This window comes from Fibrisoma limi BUZ 3 (assembly GCF_000296815.2).
In the GTDB taxonomy this organism is placed as follows: domain Bacteria; phylum Bacteroidota; class Bacteroidia; order Cytophagales; family Spirosomataceae; genus Fibrisoma; species Fibrisoma limi.
Genome location: NZ_CAIT01000005.1, coordinates 179,191 through 197,364, shown reverse-complemented (window position 1 = coordinate 197,364; position 18,174 = coordinate 179,191). Strand labels below are relative to the sequence as shown.

The 18,174-nt window shown below is 52.9% G+C and carries 19 protein-coding genes; 6 read left to right on the top strand and 13 right to left on the bottom strand.

Translation table 11 applies throughout. The features are described from left to right. Positions 1 to 76 precede the first annotated feature (76 nt). A complete protein-coding gene (locus BN8_RS05625; RefSeq protein WP_009280848.1) occupies positions 77 to 1,558 on the top strand; it encodes a CCA tRNA nucleotidyltransferase in 1,482 nt (493 codons plus the stop codon). A gap of 6 nt (positions 1,559 to 1,564) precedes the next feature. Beyond that, a complete protein-coding gene (locus tag BN8_RS05620) occupies positions 1,565 to 1,771 on the top strand; it encodes a hypothetical protein (RefSeq protein ID WP_009280847.1) in 207 nt (68 codons plus the stop codon). 79 nt (positions 1,772 to 1,850) lie between these two features. On the opposite strand, the gene BN8_RS05615 is transcribed toward BN8_RS05620, so the two are convergent. The 7 genes from BN8_RS05615 to BN8_RS05585 all read right to left on the bottom strand — a co-directional run bounded on the left by BN8_RS05615 (position 1,851) and on the right by BN8_RS05585 (position 7,920). Continuing rightward, positions 1,851 to 2,642: a M23 family metallopeptidase gene (locus tag BN8_RS05615; RefSeq protein WP_009280846.1), complete on the bottom strand. Its 792-nt coding sequence runs from the start codon at positions 2,640 to 2,642 to the stop codon at positions 1,851 to 1,853. A 110-nt stretch (positions 2,643 to 2,752) separates the two neighbouring features. Continuing rightward, a complete protein-coding gene (gene porG / locus BN8_RS05610; protein WP_009280845.1) occupies positions 2,753 to 3,427 on the bottom strand; it encodes a type IX secretion system protein PorG in 675 nt (224 codons plus the stop codon). A gap of 36 nt (positions 3,428 to 3,463) precedes the next feature. Then, a complete protein-coding gene (locus BN8_RS05605) occupies positions 3,464 to 4,465 on the bottom strand; it encodes a DUF6089 family protein (RefSeq protein WP_009280844.1) in 1,002 nt (333 codons plus the stop codon). 218 nt (positions 4,466 to 4,683) lie between these two features. Continuing rightward, entirely contained in the window at positions 4,684 to 5,559 is an 876-nt protein-coding gene (locus BN8_RS05600) for an NAD kinase (RefSeq protein ID WP_009280843.1), read from the bottom strand. A gap of 112 nt (positions 5,560 to 5,671) precedes the next feature. Further along, a complete protein-coding gene (locus tag BN8_RS05595) occupies positions 5,672 to 6,340 on the bottom strand; it encodes a CBS domain-containing protein (RefSeq protein ID WP_009280842.1) in 669 nt (222 codons plus the stop codon). A gap of 156 nt (positions 6,341 to 6,496) precedes the next feature. After that, positions 6,497 to 7,291, bottom strand: a complete 795-nt coding sequence (locus BN8_RS05590; RefSeq protein ID WP_009280841.1) for an alpha/beta fold hydrolase — start codon at positions 7,289 to 7,291, stop codon at positions 6,497 to 6,499. Between the two features lie 14 nt (positions 7,292 to 7,305). After that, complete coding sequence (locus tag BN8_RS05585) at positions 7,306 to 7,920, bottom strand: anthranilate synthase component II (protein ID WP_009280840.1); 615 nt, start codon at positions 7,918 to 7,920, stop codon at positions 7,306 to 7,308. 208 nt (positions 7,921 to 8,128) lie between these two features. Here BN8_RS05585 and BN8_RS05580 point away from each other — a divergent pair, with 208 nt between their 5' ends. Continuing rightward, complete coding sequence (locus BN8_RS05580) at positions 8,129 to 9,403, top strand: NAD(P)/FAD-dependent oxidoreductase (RefSeq protein WP_009280839.1); 1,275 nt, start codon at positions 8,129 to 8,131, stop codon at positions 9,401 to 9,403. A 13-nt stretch (positions 9,404 to 9,416) separates the two neighbouring features. On the opposite strand, the gene BN8_RS05575 is transcribed toward BN8_RS05580, so the two are convergent. Continuing rightward, a complete protein-coding gene (locus BN8_RS05575) occupies positions 9,417 to 10,370 on the bottom strand; it encodes an NAD(P)/FAD-dependent oxidoreductase (protein WP_009280838.1) in 954 nt (317 codons plus the stop codon). A 62-nt stretch (positions 10,371 to 10,432) separates the two neighbouring features. Between BN8_RS05575 and BN8_RS05570 the strand changes: the two genes are divergently transcribed. Continuing rightward, a complete protein-coding gene (locus tag BN8_RS05570) occupies positions 10,433 to 11,269 on the top strand; it encodes a hypothetical protein (RefSeq protein WP_009280837.1) in 837 nt (278 codons plus the stop codon). A gap of 1 nt (position 11,270) precedes the next feature. Here BN8_RS05570 and BN8_RS05565 read toward each other — a convergent pair whose 3' ends face one another. Next, positions 11,271 to 13,010 (bottom strand): T9SS type A sorting domain-containing protein, encoded by a 1,740-nt coding sequence (locus tag BN8_RS05565; protein WP_009280836.1) that lies wholly within the window; start codon positions 13,008 to 13,010, stop codon positions 11,271 to 11,273. 104 nt (positions 13,011 to 13,114) lie between these two features. Further along, positions 13,115 to 14,005 carry a diacylglycerol/lipid kinase family protein gene (locus tag BN8_RS05560; protein ID WP_009280835.1) on the bottom strand — a complete coding sequence of 297 codons (891 nt, stop codon included), beginning with the start codon at positions 14,003 to 14,005 and terminating at the stop codon, positions 13,115 to 13,117. Positions 14,006 to 14,081: 76 nt separating this feature from the next. Here BN8_RS05560 and BN8_RS05555 point away from each other — a divergent pair, with 76 nt between their 5' ends. Continuing rightward, positions 14,082 to 15,125, top strand: coding sequence for an App1 family protein phosphatidate phosphatase (locus tag BN8_RS05555; protein ID WP_144051594.1), 1,044 nt, complete (start codon positions 14,082 to 14,084; stop codon positions 15,123 to 15,125). A 234-nt stretch (positions 15,126 to 15,359) separates the two neighbouring features. Then, positions 15,360 to 15,890, top strand: coding sequence for a C40 family peptidase (locus BN8_RS05550; protein ID WP_009280833.1), 531 nt, complete (start codon positions 15,360 to 15,362; stop codon positions 15,888 to 15,890). 11 nt (positions 15,891 to 15,901) lie between these two features. On the opposite strand, the gene argB is transcribed toward BN8_RS05550, so the two are convergent. From argB to BN8_RS05535, 3 genes are all read right to left on the bottom strand, one after another. Beyond that, positions 15,902 to 16,705, bottom strand: a complete 804-nt coding sequence (gene argB / locus BN8_RS05545) for an acetylglutamate kinase (protein WP_009280832.1) — start codon at positions 16,703 to 16,705, stop codon at positions 15,902 to 15,904. Between the two features lie 88 nt (positions 16,706 to 16,793). Then, positions 16,794 to 17,741, bottom strand: a complete 948-nt coding sequence (locus BN8_RS05540; RefSeq protein ID WP_009280831.1) for an N-acetylornithine carbamoyltransferase — start codon at positions 17,739 to 17,741, stop codon at positions 16,794 to 16,796. Between the two features lie 47 nt (positions 17,742 to 17,788). Next, entirely contained in the window at positions 17,789 to 18,166 is a 378-nt protein-coding gene (locus BN8_RS05535) for a GxxExxY protein (RefSeq protein WP_040005475.1), read from the bottom strand. Positions 18,167 to 18,174 lie beyond the last annotated feature (8 nt).

Genomic DNA, 18,174 nt, shown 5'->3' with positions numbered 1-18,174 from the left:
GAATGACTGGTAGCTCCACCATTCCGAATCAGCGCCGGATTCAGCCGACAGTCGGGCCGAAACCGCAGAATGACTTATGAACTTTAGCGACACCTTACATAAAAATTCTGTCTTTGATATCATCGCCCGCCAGGCCGATGCCCTGGGTGTACAAGCCTACGTGATCGGCGGATTTGTACGGGACCTGGTGTTGAAGCGCCCATCCAGCGACATCGACGTTGTGTGCCTCGGCAGCGGCATTGCTCTCGCCGAAGCCGTTGGTAAGGTGCTGCAAACGAACGTAGCTGTATTTGCTAATTTCGGCACCGCCATGCTGCGCACCCACCAGGATGGCATGGACTGGGAGGTTGAATTTGTCGGTGCCCGCAAAGAATCGTACCGGTCAGACTCCCGCAAACCGATCGTAGAAGACGGTACCCTCGAAGACGACCAGAATCGACGCGATTTCACCATCAACGCGATGGGCATCAGCCTGAACCACACCGGCGGCCCTGGTTTTGGTGAGCTGATCGATCCGTTCGATGGCCTCAAGGACATCAAACGCAAGATCATCCGGACACCGCTTAACCCGGACATTACGTTCTCCGATGATCCGCTGCGAATGATGCGGGCCATCCGGTTTGCGTCGCAGCTTGGTTTTGACATTGAACCCGATACGTTCGACGCCATCGTACGGATGAACGAGCGTATCACGATCGTGTCGCGCGAACGCATCACCGACGAGCTGAACAAGATTATCCTGTCGCCAACACCCTCCTACGGGTTCAAGCTGCTGTACCACGCTGGCCTGCTGGACCGCATCTTCCCCGAACTGGTAGCCTTGAAAGGCGTAGAAACCATCGAAGGTAAAGGCCATAAGGATAATTTTTACCACACGTTGCAGGTGCTCGACAACGTAGCGAACCGTAAGCGATCGACCGCCGACACGAATCCGGATCAGGAACTTTGGCTGCGCTGGGCGGCCCTGCTGCACGACATTGCCAAACCGGCTACCAAACGCTTTGATGCCAAGGTGGGCTGGACCTTTCACGGGCACGAAGATCTGGGCGCTCGCTGGGTACCCGGCATCTTCCGGACCATGAAGCTGCCCCTGAACGAACACATGCGGTATGTGCAGAAACTCGTCCGGCTCCACCTCCGCCCCATTGCGCTGGTGAAAGAACAGATTACCGATTCGGCGCTACGCCGGCTACTGGTCGAAGCGGGCGATGATCTGGAGGGCCTCATGAACCTCTGCCGCGCTGACATTACGTCGAAGAATTACGAAAAAGTGCAGAAACACCTTCGGAACTTCGATAAAGTTGAACAGAAACTCCACGACCTTGAAGAACGCGACAAGCTCCGTAATTTCCAGCCGGTTATTACGGGCGAGCTAATCATGGAAACGTTTGGCTTGCCCCCGTCCAAAGAGGTCGGTGTGCTGAAGTCAATTGTGCGGGAAGCCATTCTGGACGGCATTGTGGCCAATACACTCGACGCAGCTTACCCCTTCCTGCTCGAAGAAGGCCGAAAGCATGGGCTTACGCCCGTTAAAGAATTAACCAGTAGTAATGAATAACTGATAATGGAGAACAACACGAATTTTCGACGCTTTTTCGGGGCTTCGCTGACCATCCTGGGTGTAGCCGTTGTCCTGTTCGCGCTGATTGCCTTTCTCTCTGATAACAAACCCGTTCTGGGCATGAGCATTAGTAAAGGCGAAGCAGCCGCTCCCTTTTTTGTCGGTATGATCTTTCTGATCACCGGGGTGAATCTGGTACGGGACCTATAATGCCGTTGCCAGATAAGCGGGGCAGGGACCGGGGCTGTCAGACGTACCGTGCAGACAACCCCGGTCCCTGCTCCGCTGCTTATTTCGTAAGCCGGGCCGTCAGCAACCACTCATACGTGTTCCGCGGTTGCGGCAGTCCATCCGGGCCAATTTGCAGGTACATCAGGTGGAGGTGCGTTCCAGAGCGAGCCTTATAGGCATTATAACCGGAACGGCCTATTTCGGCAATCTTCTCACCGGCCTGCACCCACTGCCCGGGCGTTACGGCCACTACGTTGTTATGGGCGTAGTAAAACAGACCGTGCAGCGCCGGATCATACATCCAGATCCAGTTGCCACCCCGGTATTCACTGCCCGGCAGCCATCCCGTTTCGATACCGATCACGACACCGCTCGTCATGGCCAGCACATCGACCGGGGCCTTTGTGTTATCGTCCAGATTATCCTGATTGCGGTCGTAAATGAAGATATCCTGCGCTGGGTGGCTTCCGCGAACTTTGTAATCGAACAGATCGAAGCCCCGCCCACGGTAGCCCTCGCCGTGTGTGCCGCCAATGGAACGGGGCGAATACCCCCGCAATGGAAAATTAAAATACGCACCGTTCCGCATCAGGCTGTCAATCCGTACGCTATCGTAGACGGTAGTCTCCTGATTACGGAAGCGCTCCTGCAGCCCTTTCATAATGCCGCTGAACACCGCCCGGGCTGAGTCAGGTTCGATCGTTTGTTCCCGAATCTGCACGTAAAGCGTCTGAAACTGCTGGCAGTACGCATACACGGTAGGCTCGTTTGAATCAATCAGGACAACCTGTGATGAAGCCACATTGACTCCTCCTACTAACACAGCCGCCACAATCCCGACAATTCGCATGAACGAATATACGTCAATTTTCACCCTTGCTACGATGGATTAAGTCGCCAAAAGTACACAAAGATGGTCGATTTATGGAACGGGAAGCTGGAATTAGGATCCCAGAGCACTCACGGGCAAACGATTTTGTAGAAGGTGTAGCTAACGGTCAGGGCCGTGTAGGTGTAACTGTCTTTCAGAGCCGGATTTCCCTGAGCGAGTTTATTGAAGTTATTGACGCCAAACGTGCGCTCACCAAGGCCGTCGATGTAGTCGTTGTTCGAAAAGCGGGTACCAAATTCAAACCCGATGCTCCAGGGCCGTTTAATTTCGTATTTGATACCGATACCAAGCGGGAAACTGGGCAACGCCCGCCCCCGAAATACCGTGTTCCGGTAGCTCGACAGACCAAACCCGGCGAAAACATAGGGCGTCCAGTTCAGTACGTTTCGCTGCGGCACATAATTCAGAAAATTATACTCCAGGTCGATGGTAGCCTCACTGACCCGCGTGCGGAACGAATAATTACGGGCTTGTTGCAGCGGATCACCGCTGGCCTGGTCGTCGCCCCGGATACCACCAATGGCAAGGCCTCCACGGATCGAAAAGGACCGGGTCGCGTTGTAGCGAAAAAATACATTGGCAGCCGGTCGGTAAAACTGCGGGTTGAGCGCCGGTGATACGTCGCCTTTATAGAGCATCCCACCAACTCCTCCTCCAATTTCGATCTTTTGCGCCTGAGCGCCAAAACTGATAAAAAGCCCGACTGCGAAGAGTCGGGCTATCATGACTCGGAAATAGCTCATCAGACTTGAAGACAGTACTTAGTTACGTACCGTTGTCTATTTGATCGGCGGACACTTGATCTTGCCCGGGATAATGTAATGAATCGACAGATTTGTCAGGACGTAGCCATCTCTGAGTATCCCGCTGCCACCCCGCAGCGGAGTTTCCAGCGCCCCCTGAATGGCGGCTTTTTCTTCGGCCGTACCATTGTTGAATAAATCTTCCAGCACGGCATACCGGTCGGGGCCATTCCGTTTGCGGGCTGCGATTCGCTCAAACCGCCGGTTACTCATCTCCCCTGCTATCCCCTGCAAGCTGTTCAGATCCGGGTACGGATTGCCACCTACGTCGTCGAGGTAATCGGTGAAGGTGTAGCGGTACCCGATTTCAAAACCAATGTTGAACGATTCGTTGAACGTATACCGAACGCCAATACCTACCGGAACCGCCAGTGTCACCAACGAATACGGTTTATCTTTACCTGGCTGTCCCTGCCCTTCCGTCCGAAGTGGCTGAAGTTTTACCCACCGGCGCGACGAGTCAGGTGAACTTTCGTTGTAAGGCGTGCGGGCTTCGGGGCTATGAGCCAGCAAAGCCAGCCCCCCGAATACGTAAGGTGTTATCTTAGCCCGTGCGTTGGAGTTACGTCCGTCCGGAATGAAGTTGTAAATACCCGTGATGGAAAATTCCTTCAGGTCATTGCGAAAGTGCAGGTTTCGGGCGTACTGCTGTACATATTTGAGCGGATCCACCTTGTTGAACGTATAATCATCCCCCGAAATACGTGCCCAGGTAAACATAGCCCGGGCCGCAAATTTAGGTGTAAACTGGCGGGTATACCCAAGTCCGACATTCCATCGGGGCATGATATACGTAGCCCGAAGCCCCCGGCGATAACCGGCCAGGTCGCCGTAATAGTGAGAAGACCCAACACCAAAGGAAACGGAAGAATAAGGAGCAAAACCGTTGTAAAGCCGCTGAGCAGAGCTTTCGGCTGCGGTACCGCCCATAAAAAGAGCTGTCAGCAGGCTTGCTGTCACATAATGGTATATCTTCATAACTTCTATTTACGTGAATCAACCTGATCCGGCATTGATTGGCCGGTTCATCTCGGAAACGGCCAACGTGTCGCTTTTATTGGAAGATTCCCACTAAAATTATGCCACGCTGGAAAAAAGGAAGAAAAAAAGGAGGAAAGGAGGAAGGGAAGAAAGGAGAAGGGAAAAATCAGTTATTAAATCCTTCCCCCTTTTCTCCTCTCCTCCCCTTCCTCCTTTTAATTTCTAATATCCCACCCCCAGTTCAGTTTACTCCGCAGCGTGTTCAGGAAATTATCGTCGCTGAGCTTAACGAGCCGCGCTTTAAAATGCTCTTTCTGCACACTGATACGGGTCGATACATCTACGGTATAGGAACGCGAATCCAGTGCCGCCAGGAAATTACCACTTCGGCTTTCCACCTCGAACGAAAGCCGACAACTGTCCATCACAATCATGGGTCGGACGTTGAGGTTGTGCGGACTGATGGGCGTGATGATGAAATTATTCGTTTGCGGCAACAGCACCGGCCCCCCGCAACTGAGCGAATAGCCGGTTGATCCGGAAGGCGTCGAGACGATCAGGCCGTCGGCCCAGTACGAATTCAGAAAATCACCGTCGAGATACGTATGCACTGTAATCATCGACGACGTCTGGGTTCGGGTGATTGTGAAGTCGTTGAGGCCGAACGGCAACCCATTAAAGATGTCGATGTTGGATTGAACGCTAACCAGCGACCGCTCATCAATGCTATACTGCTGATTATAAAGGGCGTCGATCATGAAGCGAATCGTAGCCGGCGCTACCGTAGCCAGAAAGCCCAGCCGACCGATATTAATGCCAACGATCGGAATTTGTCGGGCTCCTACGTGCGTAACGGCATCCAGCAACGTCCCATCGCCCCCAAGGCTGAAGATAAAATCGGCTTCTGAGACTCCCTCTTCGGGTTGGTAGGTTTCTTCGCTGTAGTGCACAATCCCAGCCATGTCGAGAAAGCCGCGATAGGCATGGGAGATCAGGATGGTGGCCTGTCGCTGAGCCAGCTCATCAAACATGGACTGGATATACGACCTGGCAGATTCGGGGAAGTTGCGCCCGTGAATGGCGATTTTCATGTAAGACGGTTTTCGGCTTACGGTTTTCGGTTTAAGGATTTCAGTTTACGGTTGGCACCGTTGAAGACACAGACGGCGGAGCAACCGTAAACTGTAAACCGAAAACCAAAAACTATGTATTGAGGTAGCGAAGCAGCAGATCAAGACGTTCCTGATCGATACTCTCCACCGGCACATTGGCAAAAGCGGCTTCGATCTGATAACCGAACCGTTCGAGCGTCGATACCACCGGCGTAATGTCCCGGCGGTTCAGCTTAAGCGTCAACCGCGACTTATCCGGCATCCCGTAGGCTGCGCTGGAATAGTAGCTGCTGATGATTTTAACGTTGTTTGATTCAATCAGCCGACTGATCTCAGCCATAGAGTAGTCGCGCTCATTGATCGACAGAATCAGGATGGCACCGGTCTCCTGCACGCCCAGCTCCTGCGCAAACTGCTTGAGTAGTTCGCTGGCAGAGATGGTTCCCATAAACTCACGGCCTTCGTTCAGCACCGCAATCACCTCCAGCCGGTTTTCAATGAGCAGGTTGAGCACCTCCAGCAGATGCTGCGTTTCATAGACGTACACCTGCTCAAACAAACGCATCACCTCGCTAAGCAGCTGCTCTTCGTCCGGAACGTCCATCAGCAACTCTTCACTAACCACGCCCCGGTATTCGCTCTGATCAATCAGCGCCAGTTGCCCGATGCGGTGCTCCTGCATCCAGTCGAGCGCCTGCCCAACCGAGTCGGTGGGCTTCAACGCCGGGAGCATTGGGTCTATCAGTTCAGCAGCAAGCATAGTAATTGGCGATAAGTAGAAACTGTATGGCAGAAAACTACGGAAATTACACCATAGTTTCCAACACTTAGCGAAAAATGGATAAACGGTTCAGCCGGCAGACGGCGCCGACAAAACGCTCCGCTAAGCAAATAGCCCTGAAAAGCACTGGATTGGCTATACGACCTCTTCCCCAGCTAACGAATTGACTGCCAACGGATGCCGGGTCAACCAGTCGCTGAGCAACTGATTAAACCGATCGGGATGCTCCATCATAGGCGCGTGGCAGCATTTGTCGATAAAATGCAGTTCAGCGTTATCAATGAGCCGATTGAATTCATGACCCACTTCAGCCGGGGTAATCGTATCATTGAGTCCCCATACAAGCAGCGTCGGTACCTGGATCTTATACAGATCCTTAGCTACGTTATTACGCTGGGCCGACTTGGCAATAGCCACAATGCTCATGCATTTAGGAATACTGCTGGTGATTTCGAACACCTCGTCAATCAGTTCCTTAGACGCTACTTTCGGGTCATAGAAGGTATAGGCAACGCGTTCGGCAATGTAGTCGTAGCTGCCGCGCTTGGGGAATGAGCCGCCCATTGAGTTTTCGAACAGGCCCGAACTACCCGTCAGAACCATCCGCTGCACCATATCCGGGTGTTTGAAGGTATACAGCAACCCGACGTGTCCGCCCAACGAATTGCCCAGCAGTGTCAGATCGGTCAGTTGTTTCTGCGCTACAAACCGCTCGATAAACGCAACTAACCCTTCCAGACTTGCCTCCCGAACGGGCATTTCGTAAATCGGCATCATAGGAATCACGACACGATACTGGTCTTTGAATCCATTAATGACACCGTCCCAGTTGCTGAGTGCTCCGAATAAGCCGTGCAGCAGCAACAGAACCTCACCCTGACCTTCATCAACATAGCGGAACCCCGCTTCTTCCCGAATCTGATAATTCATACCTTTTGAGCAGTTTAGGATGCAGCGAGGGCTAACATCATCTTCTCCGCACTAACGGTCCTATTTTTTACAAATTTAATCCAATTCTTTAATAATCCTAATCCGTGCTCTGTCTGAGCCGCTTCCGGATGAAACTGGACTCCCCAAATCGGCCAGAAACTGTGCCGCATTGCCATAATTTCGTTGGAATCCGTACTGGCCGTTGCTACGAGTTCAGCCGGCAGATTGCGCAGGAGCAGTGAATGATACCGCGTTATCGCAAACTGTTCGGGCAGCCCGTCAAACAAGACATCACGGGATGATACGTGGAGCCTGTCCACCTTTCCGTGCATTGGCCTGAGCGCCGGCGTCAGCGTAGCGCCGAAGTATTCGCCCAGCGCCTGATGGCCCAGACAAACCCCCAGCATGGGCACCCGCTGGTAGTAGTGATCAATCACATTCATCAACTGACCAGCCCGCCGGGGGGTACCTGGTCCGGGCGACAAAACCACACCGTCGACCGGCTCCGCCGTCAGTTGGTGCAACGATTCATCATTACGCCGTACACGGCAGTCGGCACCTGCCTGCTGCAGATAATCGACCAGCATATACGTAAACGAATCGAAATTGTCTACCACCAATACGTTCATGCCCCTATAACACAAAGGTTATAGACAAAATTTACAATTCCTAAAAAAATTACTAATCAATATCCACCAATTACTGATTATCAAATACTTGCCTAATACATAACTTTAAATTATTCAATTTTTATAAAAAAAGTACTAAGCAGATGTTTTGATTCGTATGAACAGGTCGGCAGATGGAGTAACTTTGGCTTTCTGATCAAATTGCTGCATGGCCACTGAATCGCCCGTCGTTATTATTGGTGCCGGTATAGCCGGTTTAACCTGCGCTGTTTACCTCAAGCAAGCCGGCGTCAACGCGCTCCTGCTCGAAGCTTCTGATGGCGTAGGTGGACGCGTCCGGACCGATGAGATTGACGGCTTCCGACTCGACCGTGGTTTTCAGATTCTCCTGACGGCCTATCCCGAAGCCCAGCGGCTGCTCAACTACACGGCCCTGAACCTGCGGGCTTTCCGGTCGGGAGCGCTGATCCGGTACGAGGGCGAAGGCGACTCGCGTTGGGCTACCTTTCTCAATCCTTTTCAGGAACCTCAATCGGTGTTTCAGACGCTGGCTTCGCCGGTTGGTACCCTGGCCGATAAACTACGTATCGTTGAGCTGCTCCGGCGAACGAAGGGCCTGACCCTTCCGGACCTGTTTCGACAGACCCCAACGACTACGCTGGCATACCTGCGTGAAATGGGTTTCTCAGAACGGATAATTCAATTTTTCTTCCGGCCTTTTTTTGGGGGAGTGTTTCTGGAAGATGCGCTCGTGACATCCAGCAATTTCTTCGAGTTCTGCTTCCGGATGTTCTATAGTGGCGATGCGGCTGTACCAGCCCTTGGAATTGGCGAAATCCCAAAACAACTGGCCAACCGGTTAACTCCCGACCAGATTCGCCTGAACAGTCCGGTCAGTAGCATTGACGGGCATCAGATTCGGCTGTCAACCGGCGATACGATTGCCGCAAAAACGATTGTGCTGGCTGTTGATGCGGTCCAGGCAGCTCAGCTTCTGAACCGCACGGCTCCACCAGAGCAGGCGTTTAACCACACTACCTGCACGTACTTCGCGGCCCCGGAGTCGCCTAACCAGCAAAAACTGCTCATGCTGAACCCCAACCGGGCATCGGCTGTGCACAACATTGCCGTAATGACCGATGTGGCGCCGGGGTATACCTCGACCGGAAAGAGCCTGATCTCCGTCAGCACTCAGGGGCTGGAAACCGTACGGGAAGACGTACTGGCTGAACGTATCCGGACAGAACTGACAGGCTGGTTCGGCGAAACAGTAAAGAACTGGCAGCACATCAGAACCTATCATATCCCCCACGCGCTACCAGCCTACAACGCAGGCTCTGCTCTAACCGACGTCCACGCACCCCTAAGGCTCGATGCGCATCTGTATCAGTGTGGCGACCGGACAGCCTACCCATCGCTGAATGCAGCCATGCAGACCGGCCGTGAAGTGGCCGAGATGATCAGCGAAACCCAGGCAGCGTAGACCCCGGAGCGGCTTACACTTTCTGCATAAGCCAGTGAGCCATTTCATAGCCTGACTGAAAGGCTCCTTCGACGTTGCCCATACCAAAGCCGTCGCCCCCGATGAGCAGCGGGAAGGGCGCATTGATCTGGAGAAAAGATTCGTCGTGGCGCTGATCAGCCTGGCTGTATCGCCAGCGGTGTACCTGATACGTAGCTACTGCGTCGGCAGGCAGGAACTCCGGCAATTGATCGATCAACTCCCGTCCAACAGCGTTCAGGTCGTCTTCCAGGTGGTCCTGGCTGAATGCGTGACTGGCGTGAATCGTTACGGATGGCTGGTTAGGCGAAATACCTTTCTGCTGGTTATCGGCCACCCATGAAACCGGCCCTTCATCAAAACGTAGTATACCCGGCGACGGAATCCGACTGGGTTTATTTAAAGCGACAATGACAGCCAGGCAGGGTTTATACACGATAGTTGCCAGCACTGCCTGTTCTGAGTCAGACAGCATTAATCCGCTGTCGTTGAATAAGGTCAGCGCCTGAGGAACAGGGATGGTTACCAGCAGGGAATCAGCTTCGTAACGCCCGCCGGTCTCCGTCAGTACAAGACAACCGGCTTCAGTTTTCTCGATATTTACGGCCCGTTCCCCCGTGCGGACGTCGAGATCCCGAGCCAGTTGTTTAGCAACAGTGCTCATGCCATCCCGGCCAATGTATCGAGGGTGGTCAGCATCGGGTAGCCGCCACTCGTTCACTACATCCTCCGCCAGCAGTTCCTGAACGTACGCTTGAAATGCGGGTGTCTTTGCAGAAAAGTACTGAGCCCCGTGGTCGGCTCGGGCCTGTTCAAGGCGCCGGGTAGCCATCCGGCCACCGACGCCCCGACCTTTATCAATAACAGTGACGGTCCAGCCAGTACGGGCCAATTCGCGGGCGGCCGATAAACCGGACATTCCCGCGCCAATAATAAGTGAGGTGGGCATAAATTAGGGTAGTATTCGTATGTTTAGGTCAACAATCATTCCGGCGAATTGTTGACATCTTCATGCGTGAAAACGTACTGCTGCGTTATGGTCTTTCGTTCCTGATTGCCCTGCCTATTGGACTTCTGCTTCTGTATCCGCACATACTACGGTGTGCGTGGGTAAGTCGCTCGGATGATTTTTCGCTCCTGAAGGGTGTTCGGCTAGACGCAGCCAATAGCAGCGGTTCGGTTTATGTCAACCAATCGACAACACCCAGGCAGCAGGATGAACTACGCCGGCACGTTTCGGCCGCCCGCGACCGCATTCGCCGATTCTGGGGTGGGCACCGACAAGGCCGGGCTACGCTTATTTACTGTCCCGACCAGGCCGACTACGAACGCTACTGCGCTGGTGGCGAAGGGGCCGGGTGTAGCTTAGGAACGCCCTGGGGTGCATCCTATCTGGTACTGGGGCCGGAAGGCAACAATACGGACGTAATCGCCCACGAACTTTGCCACGACGAACTATTTGCCCGGCTGGGCTGGTGGACGGTCAAGCGGCAGATTCCGCAGTGGTTTAACGAAGGACTGGCCCTGATGGTCGACTATCGGTTTACGAATCCCGACACCTGGGAGCGCCCGGATTCATTGCCAACCGCATTTGACGACGATTATGCTGATATTCCCTCCCGCTACGGCCCTATGATCAAGCTGTCGGAGCTTGAATCAACCCGCGATTTTTTCGGCGGTGGCTATCAGCACGTAATGCTCGCCTATCAGACGGCCGCAGCCGAGGTATCACGCTGGCTGGCAGTAGTGGGCCTCCGGGGGGTGCCGACACTAACCCAGGCCGTTGAGAACGGAGAACCTTTTTACGAAGAGTACCGACGACTGGAACGGGTCAAACGCAGCCGGTGATTCACTGCTTCACGATACGGCGAGCGGCCGTTCGATCACCCACCCGAACGTGAAGGATGTAAATCCCGGGCGGATGCTCGCCCAGTTCCAGTACCGCCGTAGACTGGCTGGTTTTACGCTGCAATACCGGCCGACCGGACAGGTCACTCAGGTCAATAACCGCTGGCTGAGCCAGCGTTTGTCCATTTATCCGTACCGTTAGCGACGTACTGGCTGGTACCGGATACACGTCCACTGATTCCAGCAGTGACCGGCCCTCCAGCCCCAGTACGGGTTGTACCGTGATTGTAATGATGTTGTTGGTTCGCTGCGGCCCTTTGCCACAACTGTTGCTGACCGAATCCAGCCGAAACACTGCCGTACGGAACGGGGCCACATCAACTACGTAGGGGTTTGTGCTGGTCGTCACTGTCACAAGCGGTCTCGTTGCGGCCGTATCACGGTACGTAAACGTCCAGGGACCTTCGCCCGTAAAAACAATGGAAAAACTAACTGGCTGCCCCTCAAAAGTCTGCTGATTTCCCGTCAGCGTCGCCGTTGGCAAGGCTCGAATCGTTACGGTCGTAGGACTCAGGCTACCTTTGACGGGAACTTTGGGGTTGGTCGCAATCACCCGCACCCAGTACGGACCACTGCGCAGTGTATCGGGCAATCGGCCCGTCACCAGTCCGTCGCCGTCGTACCTCGATGGAATTTCAGCAAACACGGCCCGGGCCGAATCAGCTACAACTCCGGCTACCTGCAATCGAAACGTACTGCCCGGCGTGAACGACCCATTACTAAGAAATCGGGCCGACAGTTCAGTACCGGCACAAAGCGAAGTCGTCGTGAGGGCCAGCGTCGTGATTGTTGGCACATTGACCGTTACGGTTGCGGATGCGTTATTACCCGGCGATCCGGTTCCGCACCGGTTGCTAACCTCGACCACCTGATACGTAGTCGTCTGCTCAGGCAACACCACGATGATCGTGTCTTTGGTTGCTGTGCCAACCAGCCCGTTGGAAAGCCTGAACTGATACGGCCCGGTGCCGGTAAATGATAGATTCAGAGGGACTTCGGCTCCCAGGTTTACAGCCGTACTTCCGCTGATGGACAGCGTCGGAACTGCCTGCACAAACACCTGAATAGCCACCCGCTGGCTTTCGCAGCCGTTCGGCTCCGTTTGAGTTACGTAATAAATGTCGCCTTCCGGTTTCTGCGTTGCGTTCCGGGTTGGTGGCGCAGGGGACGTAGTCGATACAACGCCAGAGGGTTCATACCACGTTAGCCCGGTACCGATTGCCTGTAGAGGCTGTGAAGAGCCGTTCTGACAGAGGTCAACGCGCGTTTGCGCCACAACGGGTGGAGCCGACACAGTTCTGACAAATACCGTAGACGCACTGGCGGACCCGATCGAAGCCGGATTGCTGGACGTTACCCGAACCCGATACCCCCCCGCCGTAGTGGACGTCGGCACCGTAGCCGTAACGCGCCAGGACGTAACGACCCGGTTGGTCTGAATCAACGTGGGCGTACCCGTCGGAATGTTGGCGAACGAACCGCCTTCGGCTGCTATTTGTACCGTAAACGCATTCCCGCTGTTGAAAGCACCGGTAGTGATAAATGGTACCTCGATGGTTGCCGCTGGGCACACCGACGTAGTGCTAATGGATTCAGTCGTAATTAATCCCTGCGACCAGCCTACCGGCCCTGATAACAAACCACAAAGCAGACAACACAACCACCACGTATACCTGGGCATACTTCAATAAATTAAACTATAAATTAACCGGATAACCATCAAGGCAACCTTCACGCCGGCAAAGTAACAGTTTATCATGAAAATTTTGTCACATGACTGGTTAGTCAAAGCACCGTCCCGCCATCGGCGGTCTGGGGCAGCATAACCATCAGTTGACCAGGCTGGATCTCGGCGTCAATCCGGGCTACCCGCCCCATGTATTCGCCATCTACCTGAAAATAAACCTTCCGGCGCGTTTCGATGCAAACCGACGTAGCCGAGAAGATTTCGGTTTTCGAGGAGTCGAAGGGCCGGTACCGCCAGAACATTTTCAAAAACTCCCAGAATGAAATTCGACGTAACACCACCACTTCAAACCGTCCGTCGGCCACATTGCCCTCAGGGTTGATGATGGCACCAGTTCCGTACATTCGGGCGTTGGCCAGCACAACCATGAACGCATTCCGGTTCAGCACCTGCTGCTCGGTCCGGATCTGTACCGTGAGCAGTCGCTTCCGCAGCAGCACCCGAATCACGCCCCGGGCGTAACCCAGTTGGCCGCGCCAGTTATTACGCTGGTAGTAGCGTACCAGACGCGCGTTCAGGCCAATATCGCTCAAGTGCAGACAGATGTTGTTTCCGTTGATGGCAATGACGTCGATCGGGCGCGCCTGACCGTTCACAATTACGTCCAGACAGTCCTCCAGGCGCGACGGGAGACTCAGTTCCCGGGCCATACCGTTCGCCGAACCGGCCGGAAGTATGCCTAAGGGCGTTGTTGTTTTGAGCAGTTGTTCAGCAACCAGCTTGACGGTTCCGTCGCCCCCAACCGCCACCACACAGTCGGGCCTGAGTTGCTCTATCCGTTCCCGGAGCCGAACATCATCGTCTTCGCCCGTCAACTGCATCAGATCAGCTTCGTGAACTGATTCGCTGAAATAGGCCCTGATCCCATCTTCCCAACCGGCCTTGGCAACCCCTCCTGATACCGGATTGATGGCAAATAGAAATTTCAACTTATTTTCAGATCAACAGTTAAGTGAGTGTAAACCGGCTTTAGACCGTATTACAATAGATAGTACTCTAGAAACGATGCAACGAACCAGCAGTTGGAAGCGAACATTGTTCAGGTGGCTAGGCATTACCAACGAACCAACCGTTAAGGTATACCATGGGTATGGCCGGCCCGATCTGCTTATCATACAGGGCCACGTCCTGAACATAAGTCCGCTTAAATTCACCACCACCCGACGCAACGTACTGGCCAACACCTTTGCGCTGCTTCGCCTGTTCATTACCCGATCGTATAGCAACGCAACGGTTCAACTGCTTGGTCAAATCACTGACGCTCCTATTCAGGTTAGAACGGACAAAGATGGCTTTTTTCGATTGCAATACACACCGGATATCCCTTTTCCTCCTGGATGGCACCAGCTTGACGTAGCGCTTATGACTGGCCCTACTCCAAACGACACGATACTAGCTTCTGGCATCGGCCAGGTATACGTCCCGCATCCAACGCAGTATGCCTGCGTCTCCGACATTGACGATACGTTCCTCATTTCGCATTCGGCCACCGTCCTGAAACGGCTGAAGGTTCTCCTGACGCAGAATGCCTACAGTCGTCAGCCCTTCAAGGATGTAGTCAGACACTATCAATTGCTTGCTTATGCCGGTACGGAGCAACACGCTCCCAATGCCTTCTTCTACGTCTCGAGTAGCGAATGGAATCTCTACGAGTATATCATGACATTTTCCAGGGAAAACGGTTTACCAAAAGGCATTTATTTACTCAATCAACTAAAACGGCTGCATCAGGTTTTAAAAAGCGGGCAGAATAAACATACTACAAAGTTTACGCGCATTGCTCGTCTGCTGGAAATATACCCTCACCTTAAATTCATTCTATTAGGCGACGACACGCAGGAGGACCCGGCTATCTATGCTTCACTCGTAGGGCATTTTCCAAACCAGATAATCTGTGTTTACCTGCGCCGGGTGCATGCAGCTCATCAGGCTCAAACTCAAACCTTTATCGATCAGATCGAAGCCGCTGGCGTTTCCTGCTGTTATTTCACGCATAGCGATGAAGCAATTCGGCATTCCCAGCAAATTGGCCTGGTAGCAGCTAATTAATATCAGCACCTAACACTATTTGTACATAAATTGAATTTTTTAGACACATATCATTAAAATTTTTATAGCCAACGTATAATTTATAATTCGTAGCGGGTTAATTATCAATCGGTAACATTTTTTGGCACGTCCAGCGCAAAACAATAGTGTAGAAAAAAATACACAAAAATTTTGTGTTCTTGCCAGCCACCTCTATCTTTATCTCAAAGGACTTGTACTTAACCTACGTTTCTGATGAGAAAAGTGCTCCTGACAGTATTTTGTACTGTCTCGTTTGGCATGATTCAAGCCCAAACCGTACCCACCGTACCTCAATCCGATCTCACCACCACTACCACTTCTTTTTACGATCAGATTCCCCTTGTCAGCAATCTGATTCACTTTGCCAAGCAACACCTGTCGGCGCGGTATCGCTCCGGCGGCACCTCCCCCCGCAACGGCTTCGACTGTTCAGGCTTTACCCGTTTCTGTTTTAATCGATTTGGTATTACTCTCCCCCACTCCAGCGCAGCTCAGGGTAATGTGGGTGTCGAGATTGATCAGGAAGAAGCGCAGCCCGGCGACCTGATTTTCTTTAAAGGACACAGCGCCGGGGGTAGCCGCATCGGTCATGTTGGCCTGATCACTGAGGTAATCGGTGACCGTATCAAATTCATTCACTCCGCCTGGAACGGGGGCGTTCGTTACGATTACCTCCACGCCAGCTACTACCAGCGCCGGTTCATGGGTGTTCGGCGCGTTGTGAACCTGCTGGCCGAAAAATAAGCCCAGCGCGGCTAGCTTTCCGGCTGGTTTGCCGCAACCCGAAGCGTCGTTCCGGCTCCCTCCTGCAGTGCCATAGCCACTTCGTCGGCATGGCAGATGACCACCCGTTCAACACCATTCCGGAGGGCATTGAAAGCATTATCCAGTTTCGGAATCATACCTTTGTTGATCGTACCGGCCGTTTTATACTCCGTATATAACGCTGGTGTCAGTTCCCGAATAACACTATCATCGTTGGTAGGGTCCGACAGTACGCCTTTCTTCTCAAAGCAATACACGAGCGTTACGGCCTTATGACGGCTCATATCAACGGCAACTGCTGAGGCCATCGTGTCAGCATTGGTGTTCAGCATGTTACCAGCTCCATCATGAGTCAGGGGAGCAATCACAGGGGTTAATTCCTGATGCAGAAACGATTGAAGACGACCGGAATCCACTTCTATTATATCGCCGACAAAGCCGTAATCGATATCCTTGACCGGGCGTTTCTGCGCCAGAATGATATTGGCATCTGCGCCGGTCAACCCGATCGCATTAATATCCAGGGCTTGTAGTTTCGCTACGATCTGCTTGTTTACCAGGCCTCCGTACACCATCGTTACGACATCCAGCATGGCCTGATCAGTAATTCGTCGACCATCGACCATGGTAGTCTGCACGCCCAGTTTTTCGGCAACCTGGGTAGCAATTTTTCCGCCCCCGTGGATCAGGATCGTATCGCCGAGAAGCTTTGCAAAGTCGGTCAGGAAGCGGTTTAGGGCATTGGGGTTGTCGATGACGTTTCCCCCTATTTTAATAACTGTGAGGTTGTTCATGTAGAAGTTCAACCGCAAAGACGCAAAGGGTATCGCAAAGTGCGCAAAGATTCTTAGTGTTCTTAGCGTCTCCTTTGCGTCTTTGCGGTTAAAGATTATTGAGAATTGCTTTCAATACGGCCTGGGCGGACCATTCGCGGTTGGCAGCCTGTTCGATCACGATTGACTGCGGACTATCCAGTACCTCATCGGATACCTTCACGTTCCGGCGAACGGGCAGGCAATGCATGAATTTACCGTTGTTGGTGAGTTTCATTTTCTCGCCCGTTACCATCCACGACGAGTCCTGGGTCAACACTTTGCCGTAGCGAATGTACGATGACCAGTTTTTTCCGTAAATGAAGTCGGCTCCGTCAAAGGCTTCGTCCTGGTTGTGCGTCACACGAGCGTTACCCACAAACTCCGGTGCCAGATCATACCCCTCCGGGTGGGTCACCACGAAGTCGACATCGCGCTGGTTCATCCATTCGCAGAATGAGTTGGCCACGGCCTGTGGCAGCGGCTTAAAATGGGGTAGCCAGGTAAGGACCACTTTAGGGCGAGGCACCGGCTTGAACTCTTCAATGGTTATGCAATCGGCCAGCGACTGGAGGGGGTGACGCGTCGCTGATTCGAGGTTGATAATGGGGACAGCCGCGTATTTTTTGAACTGATTCATCACCTGTTCGCTGTAGTCTTTATCGCGATCCTGTAAGCCCGCAAACGCCCTGATGCCCAGTATGTTGCAGTACCTTCCCATTACGGCGGCTGCTTCCTTGACGTGCTCCGCCTTATCGCCGTTCATGATCGTGCCGTCTTCCATTTCGAGCCCCCAGCTATCCTGGCCGACATTCATAACCATTACGTTCAGGCCGAGATTCTGGGCGGCCTTCTGGGTGCTCAGTCGGGTGCGAAGACTGGAGTTAAAGAAGATCAGACCGATGGTTTTGTTATGACCGAGGTGCTGATCAGCGAAGGGATTAGCTTTGGCGTCGCGGCCGGACTGAATAAGGGCGTCGATATCAGCGACGTCAGCGAGGGAGATAAAATTCGTCATTGTTTCTTAAACGCAGAGGAACAGAGGGCTGCGCAGAGTTCACAGAGTTAAAGATTATTAGCAACGCGTCGAATTCCTTGCCGAAGCAGTGTAACGTTAAAATTGATGAGTAACCCAAGTCGACAGTCTGCCAACCTCAAATAGGTCATTAATTGAGCCAGATGCACGTCATTTAAAATCTCTACAGCTTTTAACTCTATAATCACTTTCCGCTCAAGCATGAAGTCAACACGATATCCAGCCTCAAGCTTTATAGTCTCGTAAATAACAGGCAAAGCCTTTTGTCGCTCGAAAAATAATCCTGACTTCGTCAACTCATAAGCAATACATTCTTCATAAACGGATTCAAGGAGTCCCGGACCAAGTTTACGATGAACACGCATTGCACAACCAATGAATTCCTCAGTAATCTCATTTTCTCTCATTCCTCCAT